At 41.8% G+C, this 18599-nt stretch carries 15 protein-coding genes; 5 read left to right on the plus strand and 10 right to left on the minus strand.

Annotation, left to right across the window (positions count from 1 at the left end; translation table 11 throughout):
* The first annotated feature begins 63 nt into the window (after positions 1-63).
* Positions 64-1395 carry a saccharopine dehydrogenase C-terminal domain-containing protein gene (locus E4S40_RS14750; protein WP_135075787.1) on the plus strand — a complete coding sequence of 444 codons (1332 nt, stop codon included), beginning with the start codon at positions 64-66 and terminating at the stop codon, positions 1393-1395.
* Positions 1396-1405: 10 nt separating this feature from the next.
* Here the strand turns inward: E4S40_RS14750 and E4S40_RS14755 are convergent, their stop codons facing one another.
* From E4S40_RS14755 to E4S40_RS14795, 9 genes are all read right to left on the minus strand, one after another.
* A complete protein-coding gene (locus tag E4S40_RS14755; protein ID WP_237563205.1) occupies positions 1406-2476 on the minus strand; it encodes a DUF4249 domain-containing protein in 1071 nt (356 codons plus the stop codon).
* Positions 2476-4881 (minus strand): TonB-dependent receptor, encoded by a 2406-nt coding sequence (locus E4S40_RS14760; protein WP_135075790.1) that lies wholly within the window; start codon positions 4879-4881, stop codon positions 2476-2478. The genes E4S40_RS14755 and E4S40_RS14760 overlap by 1 nt, the downstream gene beginning before the upstream one ends.
* A gap of 10 nt (positions 4882-4891) precedes the next feature.
* The gene (locus tag E4S40_RS14765; protein WP_135075793.1) at positions 4892-6358 is read right to left on the minus strand and encodes an IPT/TIG domain-containing protein; all 1467 of its coding nucleotides are present in this window, start codon (positions 6356-6358) and stop codon (positions 4892-4894) included.
* A 104-nt stretch (positions 6359-6462) separates the two neighbouring features.
* Entirely contained in the window at positions 6463-7170 is a 708-nt protein-coding gene (locus E4S40_RS14770) for a tRNA1(Val) (adenine(37)-N6)-methyltransferase (RefSeq protein ID WP_135075797.1), read from the minus strand.
* Entirely contained in the window at positions 7170-7772 is a 603-nt protein-coding gene (locus tag E4S40_RS14775; RefSeq protein WP_135075800.1) for a DUF2179 domain-containing protein, read from the minus strand. The genes E4S40_RS14770 and E4S40_RS14775 overlap by 1 nt, the downstream gene beginning before the upstream one ends.
* Before the next feature lie 60 nt (positions 7773-7832).
* Complete coding sequence (locus E4S40_RS14780; protein WP_135075803.1) at positions 7833-8996, minus strand: CynX/NimT family MFS transporter; 1164 nt, start codon at positions 8994-8996, stop codon at positions 7833-7835.
* A 78-nt stretch (positions 8997-9074) separates the two neighbouring features.
* Positions 9075-10103, minus strand: a complete 1029-nt coding sequence (gene hemH / locus E4S40_RS14785) for a ferrochelatase (protein ID WP_135075806.1) — start codon at positions 10101-10103, stop codon at positions 9075-9077.
* A 97-nt stretch (positions 10104-10200) separates the two neighbouring features.
* Positions 10201-11436, minus strand: coding sequence for a cation:proton antiporter (locus E4S40_RS14790; protein ID WP_135075809.1), 1236 nt, complete (start codon positions 11434-11436; stop codon positions 10201-10203).
* A 6-nt stretch (positions 11437-11442) separates the two neighbouring features.
* Positions 11443-12273 carry a universal stress protein gene (locus tag E4S40_RS14795; protein ID WP_135075812.1) on the minus strand — a complete coding sequence of 277 codons (831 nt, stop codon included), beginning with the start codon at positions 12271-12273 and terminating at the stop codon, positions 11443-11445.
* 201 nt (positions 12274-12474) lie between these two features.
* Here E4S40_RS14795 and E4S40_RS14800 point away from each other — a divergent pair, with 201 nt between their 5' ends.
* The 4 genes from E4S40_RS14800 (at position 12475) to E4S40_RS14815 (ending at position 17911) form a co-directional block, all read left to right on the plus strand.
* On the plus strand, positions 12475-14067 hold the full coding sequence (locus E4S40_RS14800; protein WP_135075815.1) for a M14 family metallopeptidase: 1593 nt from the start codon (positions 12475-12477) through the stop codon (positions 14065-14067).
* 13 nt (positions 14068-14080) lie between these two features.
* Positions 14081-15814, plus strand: coding sequence for a M14 family metallopeptidase (locus E4S40_RS14805; protein ID WP_135076492.1), 1734 nt, complete (start codon positions 14081-14083; stop codon positions 15812-15814).
* Positions 15815-15991: 177 nt separating this feature from the next.
* The gene (locus tag E4S40_RS14810) at positions 15992-16561 is read left to right on the plus strand and encodes a flavodoxin family protein (RefSeq protein ID WP_135075818.1); all 570 of its coding nucleotides are present in this window, start codon (positions 15992-15994) and stop codon (positions 16559-16561) included.
* Positions 16562-16729: 168 nt separating this feature from the next.
* On the plus strand, positions 16730-17911 hold the full coding sequence (locus E4S40_RS14815) for an ATP-binding protein (RefSeq protein WP_135075821.1): 1182 nt from the start codon (positions 16730-16732) through the stop codon (positions 17909-17911).
* A 79-nt stretch (positions 17912-17990) separates the two neighbouring features.
* On the opposite strand, the gene E4S40_RS14820 is transcribed toward E4S40_RS14815, so the two are convergent.
* The gene (locus E4S40_RS14820) at positions 17991-18554 is read right to left on the minus strand and encodes a hypothetical protein (RefSeq protein ID WP_135075824.1); all 564 of its coding nucleotides are present in this window, start codon (positions 18552-18554) and stop codon (positions 17991-17993) included.
* Positions 18555-18599 lie beyond the last annotated feature (45 nt).

Raw genomic sequence — 18599 nt, forward strand, 5'->3', positions numbered from 1 at the left:
CTTTCAAAGACTTTTTTCCTCCGGCTTTTATTCTCCAATTTTAAGAACCCAAACCCTTTCACTATGAATCGAATTTTAATTCTAGGAGGCGGAAAATCCTCTACTTTTTTGATTGATCACCTCGCAGATCAAGCATCTTCCAAAAATCGTCATGTTGTCCTTGCAGATTTGGATGTTGAACTGGCAAAAAGAAAGCTGAAAGGAAAAGCAAATACCGAAGCAAAGGCCTTAGACATTGGAGATGAAAATGCCCGTCGACAATTAATCAAAGAAGCAGATGTGGTAATCAGTATGCTTCCAGCAAGGATGCATCCGCAAGTAGCAATTGATTGTGTGGAACTTGGAAAACATTTCTTCTCAGCTTCTTACGAAAGTAAGGAGATGCGGCAGATGGAAACGCAAATCCGTGAAAAAGGACTCTTTTTCCTCAATGAATGCGGGTTGGATCCGGGAATCGATCACATGTCTGCCAAGAAAATAATCGATCAGGTAAAAGCAAATCAGGGGGAAATTCTTTCCTTCAAATCCTACGCAGGAGGTTTACTTTCTCCTGAATGCGAAGACAATCCTTGGAAATATAAATTTACCTGGAACCCAAGAAATGTGGTTTTGGCAGGACAAGGAATGTCACGATATATCGAACAGTCCAAACTCAAATACATCCCCTATCATCAACTTTTTAAACGAGCAGTAAAAGTCAGCTTTGATGAATTAGGTGATTTTGAAGGCTATCCCAATCGGGATTCTTTGGCCTACAGAAAGCTTTATGGCCTTGAAAATATTCCAACCATGCTTCGTGGAACACTTCGAAGAACAGGTTTCACCAAAGCATGGGATGTGCTTGTGGAACTTGGTCTTACCGATGACAGCATCGAATTAAACCCTCCTTCAACTAGCACTAAGCGGGATTTCTTGAATAGCTTTTTGCCTTTTGATCCAGAGCGATCGGTGGAAGAAAAATTGAGCAGCTACATCCCGGATATGGATTTCCCAACCTTCGAAAAGATTCAATGGCTGGGATTGTTTTCCCATGATCCTCTTCCAATTTATCAAGGTTCTCCAGCACAAATTCTACAGGCAATTTTAGAGAAAGAATGGACCTTGAAAGCGGATGACCGAGATATGATCGTCATGCAGCATCAGTTTGAAATCAAGGAAAATAACTCTACCCGAAAATTAATCTCCAGCTTGGTAGTAAAAGGGGAAAATTCAGATCATACTGCCATGGCTAAAACCGTTGGACTTCCTTTGGCAATCGCAGTAGATTTATTTCTGGAAGGAGAAATCAAACTGACTGGACTTCATCTTCCAATTATCCCAGAAATCTACCTGCCAATTCTCGATCGGCTGGCAGATTATGGAATTCATTTCGAAGAAAAATTCATAGAGAACTAAAACCAGAAAATCAAGGATTCCAATCTGCAGGAGGATCCAATTGAGCACCTTCTACTTCACGGCAATCATCCGGAATAATACTTTTCGGCTGGGCAAAAGTAAGTTGGGATTTGTTCACATAAATCCTTCTTACCGTCTCTGCACCTGCGATAAAATAGCCTAAAACCACTTCTTCAGGATTTTCCAGATTGATCATATTTCCACGGATATTTGCCGGAGGAGGATCAAATACAGAGCCGCTGATTTCTGTCTGTTGCTTCACCAATCGAAGGAATCGATAAGCTTCTTGGGAAATACTGATTTGTCGTAAATCTACACGGTAAGTATTCACAAATCGCAATCCATCATCCTCTACAAACCCAGCTACCAGACGGGTATTTAGCCCATTGAAATTATCATCATTGGCAATAAATATCCCACTGTTGTTTAACTGTTCAGAACGAAAACATGTGATGCAACAGTCCTTTGGCTGAGGGTCACGGCTTGGATTTGTATCAGAGGGTCTAGGAGTAAATAGGTCCGGCCGGGTTTCCAACACGTAAATCGAAGGTCCATTTTTCCATAAATAAAAATTATTCTCATCCCCCGGATCTTGGATATCTACGATTAATTGAATTCCTGATCGCACATTCTCCTCTCCTTCAACTGGAATAGTAATCGTCTCAATCCCTACTGAATTGATTTCAGGAACAGCCTCTACTTTCTCAGGAAAAGAAGAATACACTTTTCCATCTGTGGTTTGAATTTGGAGTGTGTAAGTTCTTCCTGGCTGAGTGGCAAAATCTGCAGGAGTCAAATAACTCCCTCGATCTTCCAAATTTTCCTCCAAAAAGACTACTTCCCCCAAATCATCTCTAACCACTACTGTCGCTCCACGAACAGGTCTGATCAAACCCTCAAAAACTGACCCGTACGTGTCACTTCGAGTCAATCGAACCTCTTGTCTTCCTGGCACAGAAGTCAGCACAGCCTCGACAGTCAATAGTTGCTCGCCTGTTTCTAACCCCACTTCATAGGGATCAATGCAGGCCATCGGCAATAAAAGCAGAATATATATGAGTCTTTTGAACATCTTAGGCATCAGAACTTGATTGAATAACTCAAACTAGGAAGTGGCACTCCGAGTACAGCCAAACGAAGGGCTTGTGGCGGGGCACCTGCTTCATCTACAAAAAAGAGAGAGAAAGGATTTTTTCGACCATAAACATTCAATACAGAAAAGGTCCAATCTCCATCCTCAAAGAATCGACCTTGACCTTTCAATTTGAAATTGACAGCGAGGTCCAAACGATGGAAATCCGGCAGTCGCTGTTCATTTCTTCGATTGAAATAAGCCAGGTTATTTCCTGCGTAATCAAACTTTGCCTCAGGGAATGTAACAGGTCTTCCCGTACTATATCCAAAAGTTGTAGAAATGGATGTATTGGTGCTGACTTTATAATTTCCAATCAAAGTCACATCATGAGGCTTGTCAAAATTTGAGGCAAACCAATCTCCATCATTGATAATCTCCTCTTCAAAGGCAGTAATTACTTGTCGGAGACTTCGGGAATAAGTGTATGAAACCCAACCCGTCAAACGACCCAAGTTCTTCTTCACATACAATTCCACCCCATAAGCTCTTCCCTGAGCAGGCACGAGTTCCGTTTCTACATGATTTTGAAGAATCAGATTCGCTCCATCCTTGTACTCCACTACATTTTGAATATCCTTGTAATACACCTCGATGGAAGTTTCGAATATATTCCCCTTGAAATTGTTGTAGAATCCAAGGGAATACTGATCCACAATCTGAGGCTTCAAAAATTCATCACTGAGCTTCCATATATCAGTGGGTGCAATGGTGGCAGTATTTGAAATTAGATGGATAAACTGATACATTTTATTATAACCTGCCTTTATGGAGCTGTATTTAGAAAGAGAGTATCGAATGGAAGCTCTTGGCCCAAATCCATCATAGGAAATGATTTTTTCTCCATCTCCGTAGGTAGTTTCTCCTATGGCGCTACCATCTGAAATAGGTTGATTTTCGGCATATTGGCGAACCGTCCTAGGGCCGAAATATTGGAAGAGGTCATAGCGAACTCCATAGGACATCCCGAATTTTTCACCCAATTCAAATTCATGCTGGAAATGTGCTCCCATTTCTCTACCATATTCATCCTGTACCTTTTGAGGCAAAATTCCGGATTCCTGTTGATTGTTAGGAACTAATTCTCCTGGCTGCACTGTCAAATCCTTGAAATCCCCTCCAATGGTGATGGTATTGGTTGGAGATAATGAATAGGTAGCAAAAACCTTGGCACCATAGTCTACAATTCCGGAATTGAGGTCAAAATCATTAATTCCGGATCGATTGAAAATGCTGTAATCATATTGGGTCAGGTAACCCAAAGCCTGCACGCCTACTTTCTCTCCAAAACGCCCTTTCCAAGAGAAAGAATGAGAATTGTTTTTCCAAGAGATCGTAGTATCTGAAGCAAAGGCAAAATCATCATAGGAGGTATAGTAACTATAGGTAAATTCCTGTTCTTCTGAAATTGGAGCAGATATCACCAAGTTTCCATCGTAAAAATTGGCCTGGGAATTCTTAAGGTCTGGATTGCTGAGAGAATTCAAAAACCAATTAATGTAAGAACCACGGAATCCCCCTCGGATAGAAACTTTATCCTTTACCAAGGGTCCATTGATTCCAATTTTCCCCGAATAATTACTCAACATCAAGTCACCTCCCCAACTATCTATACTTCCTGCCTTAGGCAAAATATCCAAAATCGAGGAGCCTCTTCCTCCAAACTTCGGTGGGATTACTGACTTGTAAAGGGTAACGTCATTTACAATATCGGCATTGAAAGAGGTAAATAAACCAAAAAGGTGGGTTGGATTATAGATAGGAGCACCTGCAAATTGAATCAGGTTTTGATCAGCACCGCCTCCCCGAACATTTAATCCTGCGGCAGCCTCCCCAACTTGAGAAACACCGGGAAGAGTGGCCATAGATCGAATGATATCCACTTCACCTAAAAATGGAGGAAGTTCTCGAATGGTATTCATGCTCATGGTAATGGCTCCCATGTCAGTGGAACGGATGTTTTTCTCCGGATCTCGTCCAAAAATGACTACATCCTCCAATTCAAAATCTTCTTGAATCATCCGGATGGAAATCCGGCCATCACCCACCGCTACGATCGGATAAGTAATGCTTTCATAGCCCACATATCTGAATTCTAGGGTGTATTCAGCCCGATCCAAAATGAATTCGAACTCGCCATTATTATCAGTAATTTTTGTCTGATCAATCTCGGGTATACTAACGGTAGCACCAATCAAGGCATCCCCCGTAATCTCATCGATGATCCGACCCGTGATTCGGATATTTTTTAACTGACCAATATCTCGACCAATTACCGAACGCTTCGGCTGGTCCTGAGCTGCCAAACCTTGCAGGATTATGAATGCCAAAAATGTAAAAAGCAGTTTTTTCATACTATCCATATTAAATCCCCTCCGGGTCAAAGCGGTAGAAATCCATTGAAAATGCGCCCGGAACATTTATATCGGGAACCCGCATAATATAGAGGTACGGTCCACTTACAAAATGTGCTACTAATACACTTTGAGGCAGTCCAGGCATTGGATTTTTCTTTCTCCAAGTGAAGCTGTTTAAGTCCAGCTCCCAAATTTCATCCGTACGTTCAAACAATCCGATGAAAGCCTTTTCTCCCATAACCCGTGCCATTCCTCGACCAATTCCAAGTGCTCCTGGGTAAGTGCTGATGGTGGACCATTCATTGTTGGATGGGTCAAAAGACCACAAAGTCCCATCACCTCCATTTATTAAATAGCCCTTGTCTCCATAGGAAAAAGCGGCATCAGATCTAGAAAAGGATACTGGAGCAGGAGGAAGAATTTCCCAAGTGTTACTTGTTTTATCAAACTTGAAAAAGAAATCCACGATTTGGGCATTTCTTCCCAAAACATATAAATCCCCATTAATCTCAAATGCGATAGCATTTCTACTTAAGAATGGTAAATCTGGTAATCGCTTAAAGCCTCCATTTTCCATTGCCCAAAAGCTTCCATCATAAACGAAAGGATTGGAACCTAATTGAGAAACTCCGCCACCCAAATAATGGTCTGTGAAAAAAGCAAATGAACGATTTGTACCAGGGAAAGAAGCAGCAGACCAAGTATTGGATATTACGTCAAACTTTTGAAAGCCTGAGATTAAAACCTGTCTTCTCTCTGAACCCAAACCTATATAAAGGTTATTAGGGTCATTTTGGAAAAAGACGTTATCATACATTCTAACCTCCCCAGGATATCTAGCGACAATTTCATAGCCTCCTCGCTGGTATTCGAATGGTTCAGCAGAACTTACTTCTCTATCCTGAAACAAAACCCGAATAGGAACGGAAGGATTATCAGCTGGAGGAGGGACACGTACTAACAAACGGCTTTGCAGGGTGTTTTCTAAAACTTCTGCCTCTTGATCTCCAAAAAACACTCGAGTCCCCTCTCCAAAATTCCTACCTTCAATAATCAACTCTTCTCCAGGAGCACCAAAACTAGGCGAAAAAGACTTGAATGCAGGCTCTAGGGTTGAAAGTGAAATTACATTTCCAAACTCCACTTCACCTCCCAAATTCAAAAATGCTTTTGCAAAATAATTAGTCCCTAACCTCAAGCCGGAAATTTCCCCGATGAATCTTCCAGGTCCACTTTTCTCTCCCAAAGAAATGATTTGTGGATTTGAAAACGCTTCATCCTCTGCCAAATAAAATCCATGATCTTGGACCTGAATATCTTGGTCACTGATCACCCGACCAAGAAGTCGAACTTGATCTCCACTGGCAAAAAGAACTTCTTCTGTGGTCACAAATGTCACCCCAAGATCCTCTTCTGTGCACGAAGCAAACCAAAAGAGCATTAAAAGAATGCCCAAAGACCTAAATTTCAACATGTGTGGTAGTTTTTTAAAAACTCAAAATTATAGAAATCACTTCCCCTTGCAACGAGTTATCCCAAATCTTCTATCCTTTTTAGTGAAAAAGGACAAAGATTCCCTCAGTAACCCAATAAAAAGCCAGAAATAAGCTTTCGGTAGGTATCTGAAAAACCTCCTTTTTCTTCTTTCAAACAAATCGACTCCTCCGTTATATCCTGTTTTCCCCGCTTGAATGCATTGATTTTCCGATGCGGATTCTTTCCGGGTCGATCTTGAATCAAAATAGATTTGAAAGGGAAAATTTGAAGTGATTCAAAAAACTGATTTAATTTTTCCATTTCATGAATGGGCAAAATCACCCAAAATTCCCCCTCGATTGCTAATAATCGATCGACAACTCTACCTAATTCTGAAAAAGATAAGTCATCGGTATGAAGCGCTCGTTGCCGCTGCTGATCTTGAGGAAGCAAATGATCAGTGAAATAAGGAGGATTACTAACGATCAGATCAAAAAGTTTTTCCGACAGGAACTCCTGAATCTTCCCTTCCAGTAATTTCAACCTTTCCGAAAATGGACTTGAAGCAAAATTTCCAAAAGCTTGATCAGCTGCATCCTGATCTAACTCAACTGCTATGAATTGTGCATTCTTATAGCGCTGAGCTAGCATCAGAGCTATTACACCTGTCCCAGTTCCAATATCCAAAATGGTTTTTGGATTTGAATGATTAGCCAAAGATCCCAAAAGGACAGCATCTGTAGACACCTTCATCCCGCAGCGATCCTGCTCGATTCGAAACTGCTGAAACTGAAACCAGGAATTTCCCATTAAATTCTTGCCCTTCTACCTAACCAATTTTTGAATCGGGGACGATCTTCCATCACATTCAAATCATCTTCTGAAATCCTCTTGACGCTTTCTATGGTATAGAATGCTTTTTCATCAAGGGACTTTACCTTATCGATAAAAGTCTGCAAGGTATCACGCTTCATGACAGTGAAGAGCAAATTGACTTTCCCATATCGTCCCTCAGCTCCCACACTGGTAAATCTGTAGTCTTTTTCCTTCATATATTCCACCAATTCAGGAAGAGGCTTGGGTGTAATCACACGAACCAACACGCGCCCCAAAGCCAATTTTTCATCAAAACGCATTCCTACGTAAGTCCCCATCCCAAAACCAGCCGCATAGGCTATGTAGGAAATTGGGTTATTGATATTCTGAAAAATCTGTCCGATTGCAAGCAACCAAATGAGGGCTTCGAAAAAACCTAAAATGGGAGCTATGTTCTTTTTCCCATTCATCATAAACATAATCCGAAGGGTGTTGATCGATACATCCCCAACTCGGGCTACAAAAATGAGGGCAGGCATGATGAAATAGGTAAATACCTGCTCAGAAAAACCCATTTCGGTGAAAAACTCTTGCATAGCTTTGGAATTTGAGCCCAAAATTAGCCGATTAAATCCAGCTTAGACTCAAAAAATGAATCAGATTTTTTGATCCTTCCCGGCACCCCAGCCAAAAATCAAAAACTGAATCGTCATAACAAGTAAAAACCAATTCAAAAAATCCCAATTCCCAACCAAATCCAAGGAAACTCCAAAAAGCAAAGGCCCTAAAGCAGCCAAAATATAGCCTGCAGATTGCACCATGCCCGAAAGCCTAGATGTAGTCTGATCTTCGATCGTTCGTAGGGAGATTAAGGTATAAGCAATACTCAAACTAGCTCCTGACCCGATTCCAATAATGGTCATCGAAGTAAAAATAATCCATGGCTCATTCCAAAAAAGGAGACTATACCCTAGCAAGTATCCAATTGAAACACCCAGAATTACCCCTTGTTGCTGACGTAATTTCATTAGCAGACCCGGGGCGAAAAAAGTCCCAATCAAGGAAATCAACTGCATGTAAGATAAAGCTAAACCAGCCCGCACAGGAGTCATCCCCTTTGATATGAGCATATCAGGCAACCAGGTCACCATCGTGAAATACATCACGGATTGGGCTCCCATGAAAAGGGTGACCTGCCAAGCCAATTTTGACTTCCATACATTTTTACCAGTTATTTCAATCCCCGATTTTGGTAAGGGTTTGGCTTTGGCCTGAGGAAACCAAACAGCTAGAGCAATTAGCATCAACAGCACCCAGGAAGCCAGCGAACCTCTCCATCCCCAGCCTGAATCCACTGCCAAAGGAACACTAACTCCTGATGCTATAGCCGCAAAAAGAGACATACCAGTAGAAAGAATTGCGGTCAATAATCCAAGCTTTTCAGGAAGATGTGCCTTGAAAAAAGGAATCATCAGGACATTGGCGATCACGATCCCTATTCCCGTAAGAGCTGTACCGAAAAATAACAATTCTACTCCTCCTAAAACCCGCAAAACCACGCCGATGGCCAGGATGGATATTCCTAAAAAAATGGATCGTCCGTTTCCTATTCGCTTACCTATTCCCGGTGAAAAGAGCGAGAATAAGGCAAAAGTAAATAGGGTAAGCGTAGTCAATGAACCAGCCAAACCATTTGAAATCCCCAAATCCTCCCGAATAAATGGAATCAAAGGCCCAACAGAGGCGATTGAGGTTCGGAGGTTGATGGAAATGAGGACAATCCCGAAAATCAGAAGAGTCCGACTCGTTGCTTTTGACAAGGTGATGGGTTTAAAACAGCTACGAATTTCGAGAAAATTCGGGAATTCTAAGTACGACTATTGGTTTCAGACCGCTAATCAGGCGCGGCTTTCCACCAAGTCCTTGATGCATTCTACCCAAGTGTCAGATGAATTGAGGCTTGGCACCAAATCCCATTGTTCTCCTCCCAACTCTTCAAATTCTTCCTTGTATTCTTCCCCAACCTCCACAGTGGTTTCAAGACAATCAGCAACAAAAGCTGGTGAAAATACCAACACCTTTTTGATACCTTTTCCTGCCAATTCCTTAATTACATCCTCTGTATAAGGTTTTACCCAGGGATCATTTCCCAAGCGGGATTGAAAACAAGTTGTAACCTTATCCTCAGGAAGATTCAGACGCTGAGCAACTAGACGAGTGGTTTGGAAGCACTGGGCCCGATAACAGAATTGATTTTTGGCGCTGTATTTATTGCAACAAGCGCCGAGTTGGCAATAATTATCAACTGATCCTTTTCGGATTTGTCGCTCCGGAAGACCATGATAGGAAAACACAAAATGTTCGTATTCCCCCTTTTCCATCATTTCTCTTCCCAATTCTTCCCAGGCTTGCAAGAATAGTGGATGCTCGACGAAATTACTAATGAAAGAAATCTCAGGAATGATTTGCCATCCTCTTACAATCTCCATCACTTTATCGATTACCGATCCATTTGTAGCCGAAGCATATTGGGGGAAAAGAGGCACGACAATGATTTTCTTAACCTTTTCAGCCATCAATTCGGCAAGCCCTTTTTCGATACTTGGATTTTGATAACGCATGGCTATTTTCACCAAGAACTTTTCAGAATCTAGCTTTTGAATCAACTTGTCGCGAAGATCTTCTGTATGAAAAAGCAAAGGCGAGCCTCTATCAGTCCAAAGTTTTCGGTATTCCTTAGCTGACTTTGGTGCCCGAAAAGGAGCAATGATCAAATTGACCAACATCCATCGCGGAATAAATGGAAAGTCAATCACTCGTCCATCCATTAAAAATTCGCGAAGGTATTTTCGGACATCCGAAGTTTGAGTGCTGTCAGGTGTTCCCAAATTGACGAGTAAAACGCCAATTTTCTGAGCCTTTGCCATATCGTTTGCTAAGTGGGTGAATTTTTATAACCCAAAATTACACCTGAAAGTTAATTCTACCCAATTGAACAAATTGATGAAGGATTGAGAAAAGCTTTTAATATTTAAAATTCCCAGCCCAGCGCATCAATGGACCCGAAGCGATACTGGAAATCAAAGCCAAAATCACCAAGCCTATAAATAGGGAATCCGATACGAGCCCGTACTCCAAAGCAATCAATCCCAAAATTATATCCATGCTGCCCCTAGTACTCAAACCAAAGCCAGCAATGATAGACTGCTTCCTTCCGACACCAGCAAATCTTCCTCCCAAATAGGCTCCATAATACTTGGTCAACAAACCGACAATCACCACTACTCCCGTCACACCGAGGTCAAAACTTTCAATAAAGTTCACCTTCAATCCAATGGACACAAAGAAGATCGGAGCAAATATATTATTGATGAATTGGTGTAAAATTTCCTTGGCTTTCTCTGTCAAATATTCCGAATCACCTAATGCTACCCCAATTATAAATGCCCCAAAAATGGCATGGATTCCAATGAATTCAGTAAAAGAAGCTGCCAAAAAACATAGGGCCAAAGACAAAGAAAGCAAGCCCCCTGGCCAGGCCAATTTTTTATTAATCCAAGGCAGCGTTTTATTGATCAAGCCCTTCCCCACTGTCAGCATTACTAGGGTAAATAGCAAGGTCAATCCTATCGTAGGCCAAACTCCCAGGCCTCCACTGCTAGTCTCAGATAGTGACAAAATCACGGAGAAAACAATCCAACCCAAAACATCTACAATCATAGCTGCCGCGATGATCAAGAGACCTGTAGGGGTTTTAAACAAGTTTAAATCCATCAATACCCGTGCAACCACCGCCAAGGCTGTAATACTGATAGCCAAGCCAAAAAAGGTAGAAGCCACCATTCGGTCATTGATATTTACACCCAAAAATTCCGGGAAGGCATAGGCCACCACAAAGCCAGCAATAATCGGTAATACCATGGAGGCGACTGCGATTTTAAGTGCATTCTTCCCTTGATTCCATACGATTTGTAGTTCCACTTCCAGTCCCGCAATGAAAAGGAGTAAGACCACTGAAATCTGTACAAAGCCATCGAGTGCTATGTTCGTATTCCCCCCTCCTCCGAAGAGATAAGTATGGAATTCTGGCATAATTGTTCCCAAAATAGTTGGTCCTAAAACAATCCCTGCAAGGATTTCGCCTACCACTGCAGGTTGTTTGATTTTCCTGGCCAACTCTGCAAAAACCCTTGCTATGATAAGCATAGCAGCAAGCTGTAAGAGGAGATTAATAACCTCCTTATGGTTTAAAGTTTCCATGGAGGTTTATTTTTTAACGATTAAAAGATTACAAGGTAAGGTACTGAGAAGCTCTTCCAAATCATGAGGAAAGAGTCTGTCAAAGAAGTTTAATTTCCGGTTATCCCCTACTACGAGGAGATTAGCATCTGTTTTTTCGCAGAATCGAGCCAATTCCACAGCCCATTTTCCACCTGTGACTTTAATATTTATTTTCAATTTTCCCGGATCGAGGGTATCTAGGATTTTTTGGACATAATCGATTTCATTTTGGACCAATTGTCGTCGCGTCTGAGCAATCTCCTCCTCCGAGTCCTCACTTGCAGTCCCCATTTGTAAACCGTACAACTTGATCTCATTGAGAATGGAAACCATATCTGCCTTTACAATTTTGGAAAACTCTAATCCCCTTTCAATCACATAAGGAGTAATTTCCAATTGGGTTCCGTTGATCACCACTCGAGAAAAATCAGAAGTTTCTACCTTAGGTTCGATGAGCGTCAAAACAGAACAAGGAGCCTTACGGATAATTTTTCTGCCCACTGTACCCATGTAATATTTGAAAAGCCCTTCTTGCTTCAAAGCTCCAGCAACCAATAAATCGACATTCTCCTCTTCACAGGCTTTGACAATCATTTTCACAGGTTTGCCCTCTTTCCAAACCACCTTGATTCGTAGTTTGTCACAGCCATGCCGAGCCAGCATTTCATTTAGCTTTGCCTCCAATTCGGGGGTTTTAGTACCCACATGAATCAGCAATAATTCCGTATCAAAAAGAATAACGAGACGTTTGACTTCTGCAATCAAGGCCTCAATTCTCGGAGAAAAAGCAATGGCCAGGGCAATTTTTTTATACATGAGAAACAGGGATTTTTTTCAAATAATGAAAATTTCTCTTTCGCTCCAACATAAATCTTTGGATTCCACTCATCCAAATTAGCTCCCATTCACGCTTTTTTTAGAGGGGAAAAATAAGTCTTGGCGGGGAAGTGGAGATATTTTGATAAAATTAGACATCGATATAGACTAATTATCTAGCGAAAATCTAATCCAAACCTTATGAAAAAATTCTTTTTCGGCTGCTTGTTGGCTGGAAGTGTTTTGATTTCTGGTGCTTCTATGGCCCAGAATGATTACCCTACACTTTCCCAACTCGAACAGCGACTTCAAAAAATCGGGGCTAGCTCAAATGCCAGCCTCGAAAGACTAGCCCAAACTCCCGGAGGAAATCCGATTTGGGCTCTAAAAATTGGATCCGGCAACCAAGACGAAAAGCCTGCAATCGCAGTTGTCGGAGGTGTAGAAGGATACCATGTCCTCAGTGTCGAATTAGCAACTCAATTTGCTGAGAAGCTAATCAATGAACATTCGGAGGTCTTGGAAAAAACCACTTTTTACATCTTTCCAAATATGTCTCCGGATGCTTATGCTCAGTACCATGCTAGCTTGAAATATGAGCGACGTGGAAATGGAGCATCTGTAGATCATGATCGGGACGGAACTCCAGGCGACAATGGATACAGCGACCTGAACGGTGATGGCTATATCACCTGGATGCGAGTAGAAGACCCAATGGGAGATTATGTTGTTTCCAAGGAAGACGAGCGAGTTTTGGTAAAAGCTGATCGAAGCAAAGGAGAAGCAGGAAGCTACCAAGTTTTCAAAGAAAGCAAGGACGAGGATCAGGATGGCAACTTCGCCGAAGACTTGAAGGAAGGTATTGCTTTCAATAAATCTTTGACTTACAAATTCCCTGTTTTCGAACCTTTGGCTGGAGATATTGCTGTGTCGCAACCTGAAAGTCGCGCGCTTTTGGATTACCTTTTTGATCAGTGGAACATCTTCGCTTTTGTGACTTTCTCCCCAGCCAATAACCTCTCTTCCCCTTTGAAATACAATGCGCAGAATGCCAGAAAGCGAGTGGTGACTTCCATTCTCCAAAAGGACGAAGCCATCAATGCCATGGTTTCTGACCTATACAAAAGCACGGTATCTCAAAAGGCTTTTCAGCAAAACAACCAAGGCACTGATGGAGATTTCTTCCAGTGGGCCTACTTCCATTTTGCCCGATTAAGTTTCAGTACACCGGGCTATTGGGTGCCTGAATTCAAAGGCAAATCCAATGCTGAAGCCAATTATTTGGCATGGGCAGATTCTTTGGGATGGAATGATGTCTTTGTTCCTTGGACAGAGATTTCCCATCCTGATTTCCCAGGTAAAAAAGTAGAAGTTGGAGGAGTTAAACCATTTGTGATGGCTAATCCTCCTTATGAAAAAGTAGGCGAAATCGCGGAAGAGCATACGGACTTCATTCTAAAGCTAGCTGAGATGCAGCCAAATTTGGAGGTTCAAAACCTAAAAATTGAATCCATCGGAAATGGTTTGACCCGAATTTCCTTGGATTTGTTCAATAATGCACCACTTCCCACTCATTCCGAAATGGGTGAACGTTCCCGTTGGTTACGGAAAATCCGAGTAGATCTGAATGCTGGGGAAGATCGCCTGATTTCAGGTGAAAAAATCCAATTGATCGACTCCATTGGAGCTTATGAGAAAGTGAGTTTGAGCTGGATCATCCGCGGAAAAGGGGATGTAAACCTGAAAGCCGGTGCAGCTCATGCAGGATTTATCAATGCAACGTTCAAACTCTAAAGCCATGAAGACTATGAAAATCAAAAAATATTTCCTTGCCCTGGCTTTGAGCGCGGCTGGTTTGGCAAGCGTGGACGTGAATGCGCAGGAGAAGTTCTTCAAAGCAGTTGGCTCACCACACATGCCTAAGGTAGAGGTAGCATGGAATCGCTACTATACCTATGAAGGTTTGGTCGATGTGATGCAAAAAATCGCCAAGGCTCATCCTGATTTAGCAAAAATCCAATCAATCGGTAAATCTTATGAAGGCCGGGATATCATGACCTTGACGATTACTGATTTTTCCGCAGGAAAAGATACAGACAAACCGGCCATGTGGATCGATGGCAATATTCACTCTAATGAAATTCAGGGAGCTGAATTTGCTTTGTATACAGCCTGGTATCTGACCGAGATGCATGGGGATACGGAATTTATCCAGGAATTGCTCCGGGATAAAACCTTTTATATCACTCCTACAATCAATCCAGACGCTCGAAATGACTTCTTTTTGAAGCCAAATACCCAAAATACACCTCGATCTGGTGTTATGGTATTGGATAATGACGGAGATGGATTAGCTGGTGAAGATGAAATGGACGATCTGAATGGAGATGGTCACATTACCCAAATGATCCGAAAAAGCCCAACAGGACGATACATCAAAGATCCGCTGGATCCTCGTCGCTTAATACCTGTAGGACCTGATCAAGTGGGCGACTATGAAATGCTTGGTCAAGAAGGAACCGATCTTGATGGGGACGGACGTATCAATGATGACGATGTCGGCTACTACGATCCTAACCGGGATTGGGGCTGGAACTGGCAACCGGATTACATTCAGCGAGGAGCGCTTCGCTATCCTTTTACTCTTCCAGAAAACCGCTCAGTGATGGAGTTTGTGATGAAGCACCCCAATATCGCTGGGGCTCAGAGTTACCACAACTATGGAGGGATGATCCTTCGTGGACCAGGTGCTGAAGAGGATGTGAATACCTACAACCGCGAGGATATCCGAATCTACGACGCCATTGCCAAAAAAGGCGAAGAAATGATGCCTGGATATCGTTACCTCACTGTTTACAAGGATTTGTATTCCGTGTTTGGAGGAGAATTGGATTGGTTCTATGGCAATCGTGGGATTTTCACCTATTCCAATGAGCTGATGATTTCCTATCTCTACTTCCATCAAAATGCCGGTAGAGGCAATCAGGAGGAGCAACTCAAAGTCGATCAGTTGCTGACTTTTGGAGATGCCTTTGTGGACTGGGCAAGCTACAATCACCCACAATATGGTGAGATTGAGATTGGAGGTTTTAAAAAGACCTTTGGACGTGCCCATCCAGGTTTCTTGATGGAGCAGGATGCGCACCGCAACTCAGCATTTACTATTTACCATGCTTACCACACACCAAAGCTATCCGTGATGGATGTTAAAGAAGAAGATCTGGGCGGTGGATTGAAAGCAATTACAGCTACCATCTTCAATGAGCGAATGATGCCTACCCACTCCTCTCAGGATTTGAAATACAATATTGAGCGGCCTGACTATGTTTCCATTGATGGAGCTAAGGTAGTCGCAGGTTTTGTCGTGGAAAATGAAGATTTCAAGCGCTACCAAGAGCAAAAGCTTAGACCAGAACGAATCGCTGTGGATAATATCCCTGGTATGAGTGCAGTGAAGGTAAGGTGGATTGTATCTTCTGCTTCCAACTATAGCATCACCGTCGATTCTGCCAAAGGAGGAAAGGCAAGTTGGAGTAAATAAGCTTTTCGCTTAAATAGATTATCAAGAGGCTGCCTATATTCATTTGTCACATTGAGCGGAGTCGAAATGCAGCAGAATCCGTTGTAGTAAGACTTCGCCTTCGCTCAGTCTGACAATGATTAGCATTTAAGGCAGCCTCTTTTTTAGCTTATAAATCAAGTTATTTCCTTCCAACGCATGCGAAAACTCAGCCTAATTCTCTTTCTCTTTGCCTTCTCTCATTTTCTTTTTGCTCAGGAAAAGCCTTTGATTTTAATCACCTACTACTCCCAGTCTGGAAATACCGAGCAAATGGCGAAAGCCATAGGAGAAGGCGCGCAATCTGTAGAAGGGGTAGATGTTAAGCTTTTACCGATAGATCAAGTCCTGCAGGATGACTTACTCGCCGCTTCCGCTATCATTCTGGGTTCCCCTGTTTACAATGCTAATATCGCCCCGGCAGTGCAGGAGTTTATCAATTCCTGGCCTTTCGAGGGAAGACCCTTGAAAGATAAAATTGGTGCGGTGTTCAGTACAGGAGGAGGCATATCTATCGGAGAGGAGCTTGTGATGCTGAATTTGATGCATAGTATGCTGATTCATGGGATGATTCTGGTTGGTGGAGATACGGTAGAATCTGCTTTTGGTGCCTCGGCCATCACCGGAGAGGGGCCTTTTGATTTGCAGGAAGAATTGGATCCGATTTTTCTGAAAAAAGGCGAAGCTTTGGGAAAGAGAGTAGCGGAGACGGTGCTGCGTTTTCGTTGAGTTTTTAATGGAAAAATAATTCTGCTTTAGCTTTTTTCAGGAGTCTTAACTAAGGGCTCTATGCCTTCTAGGAAAATCTTTTCAAGATATGCTTTCTGAAAAAAGCATTATCTAAAAATAGTATTTAGATAAAGCATTTTATAAATTTGCTTTCTATAAAAAGCAATTATGAAGAATCTTATCGAAAAGTCAGAGCGGAAAATTCATCTTATAAAAGGGAAGCCTAAGCGATATCTGTATAATAAAATTGATTGGGAGCAACGATTAATTCTTGTTTTGGGCTATCGAGGAGTAGGAAAGACGACGCTTCTCCTTCAGTACCTATCTGAGGCGAAAACCAAGGGTATTTATCTTAGCTTAGATGATTTCTATTTTGAAACAAATCGACTAATAAAGACTATCGATATACTTTATCAAGAGGGGTTTCGGTTGTTTTTACTAGATGAGGTACACCGATACTTTTATTGGTCAAAGGATTTAAAGCAGCTATATGATGACTATCCTGACATTCAATTAATAGCCACTGGATCTTCTATTTTAGACTTATCAAAGGGAAATGCCGACCTTTCTCGAAGAGCTTCCGTTTACCATCTACATGGTCTTTCCTTCAGAGAGTTTCTTCTTTTTGAGAAAAAACTGCCCATCCAACCGCTTTCTTTGGAGGATATTATCCAAAAACATCAAGTAATCGGTCCAGATATTTTGGATTCGGTCCATTTTCCAAAGGATTTTGAGAACTACTTAAAATATGGCTACTTCCCTTTTTTTGCTGAGGCAAAGCGTACGTATTATCAAAAACTAGAAGAGACGATTAATCTCGTCATTGAAACAGATGTAGCACCGTTTGAGGATTTGCAGCACTCCACCGTGAGAACTATGAAAAAGCTGCTTTATGTCATCAGTGAGTCGGTACCTTTTACCCCAAATATCAACAAGTTGTCCGAACGGCTGGAGATTCCTAGGAATACCATTTTACGACTTTTGGATTATATGGATCAGGCACAGATCCTCAGTTTGTTGAGGTCAAGCACTAAAGGAGTAAGTTACTTGCAAAAACCGGAAAAAATCTTCCTCAATAACACCAATTTTATTTACCTGTTTTCACCAAATCAGCCCAATCTAGGCAATATCAGAGAGACATTTTTCTTAAATCAAACAAGCCCGGTGCATCTTGTCACTTCGTCAAAATATGGTGATTTTATGGTAGACGAATCTTTTGTGTTTGAGGTGGGAGGTGCTTCAAAAAGCGAGGAACAGATTAGAGGAGTACCGAATGCTTATTTAGCTTTGGATATCCAAGGAGGGAATGGAAAAAGAATTCCCCTTTGGTTATTTGGTTTTTTGTATTGAAATAGAACTTAAAAGACAAAAAAATAACCCCGCCTCAGACCCAGAGCGGGGTTTTTAATAGCTAGTTGGTTCACTTTTCTTAAAGGGCAGAAAGATACTTGTCAAATCCCCCTTCTGTAGTCACTCGAAAACTGATAGAAGCTGATGGTTTTTCGATGTTGTAGATCTTGTGAAGACCTTGTGCATCCGCTACCTTCTCACTGTGGATCAACTTATCACCATCGTAAATAGAAACTGTAAACGCCTTCGCACTCAAGTTGCTTACTAGAAGTCGGTACTTGTTGTCTTCCAATAAAGACACGCGAGAGTAAACGGATGGCTTTTCGTCTACAAAGTTTTGAAAAGTTGTAGTTCGCAATACACCAGAATTATCCAACACTTCAACAGAATAAGTTCCTTTTGGAAGTGCATTCAAATCATAGCGCTTTGCGAAAGCTTCCGACTTGTTGATCCGATCTCTTAAAACCAAACGGTTTTCCTCATCCAAAATTTTAACGATCACGGTGCTGCTTGGCGCTTCAGTCATTGCAACTGTTACTTTGGCAGCATCAGAGTGAATAATCTCTACAGATTTCTCTGCTCCTGTGGCAAAGGCTCCTGTTGCCATCCCGGCAACAAAAAGCATAGACAATAATTTTTTCATACTAATAATTGGTTTAATAGGTTCTTTTTTAATGTGTAACCCGGA

It is taken from the genome of Algoriphagus kandeliae (assembly GCF_004571135.1).
In the GTDB taxonomy this organism is placed as follows: domain Bacteria; phylum Bacteroidota; class Bacteroidia; order Cytophagales; family Cyclobacteriaceae; genus Algoriphagus; species Algoriphagus kandeliae.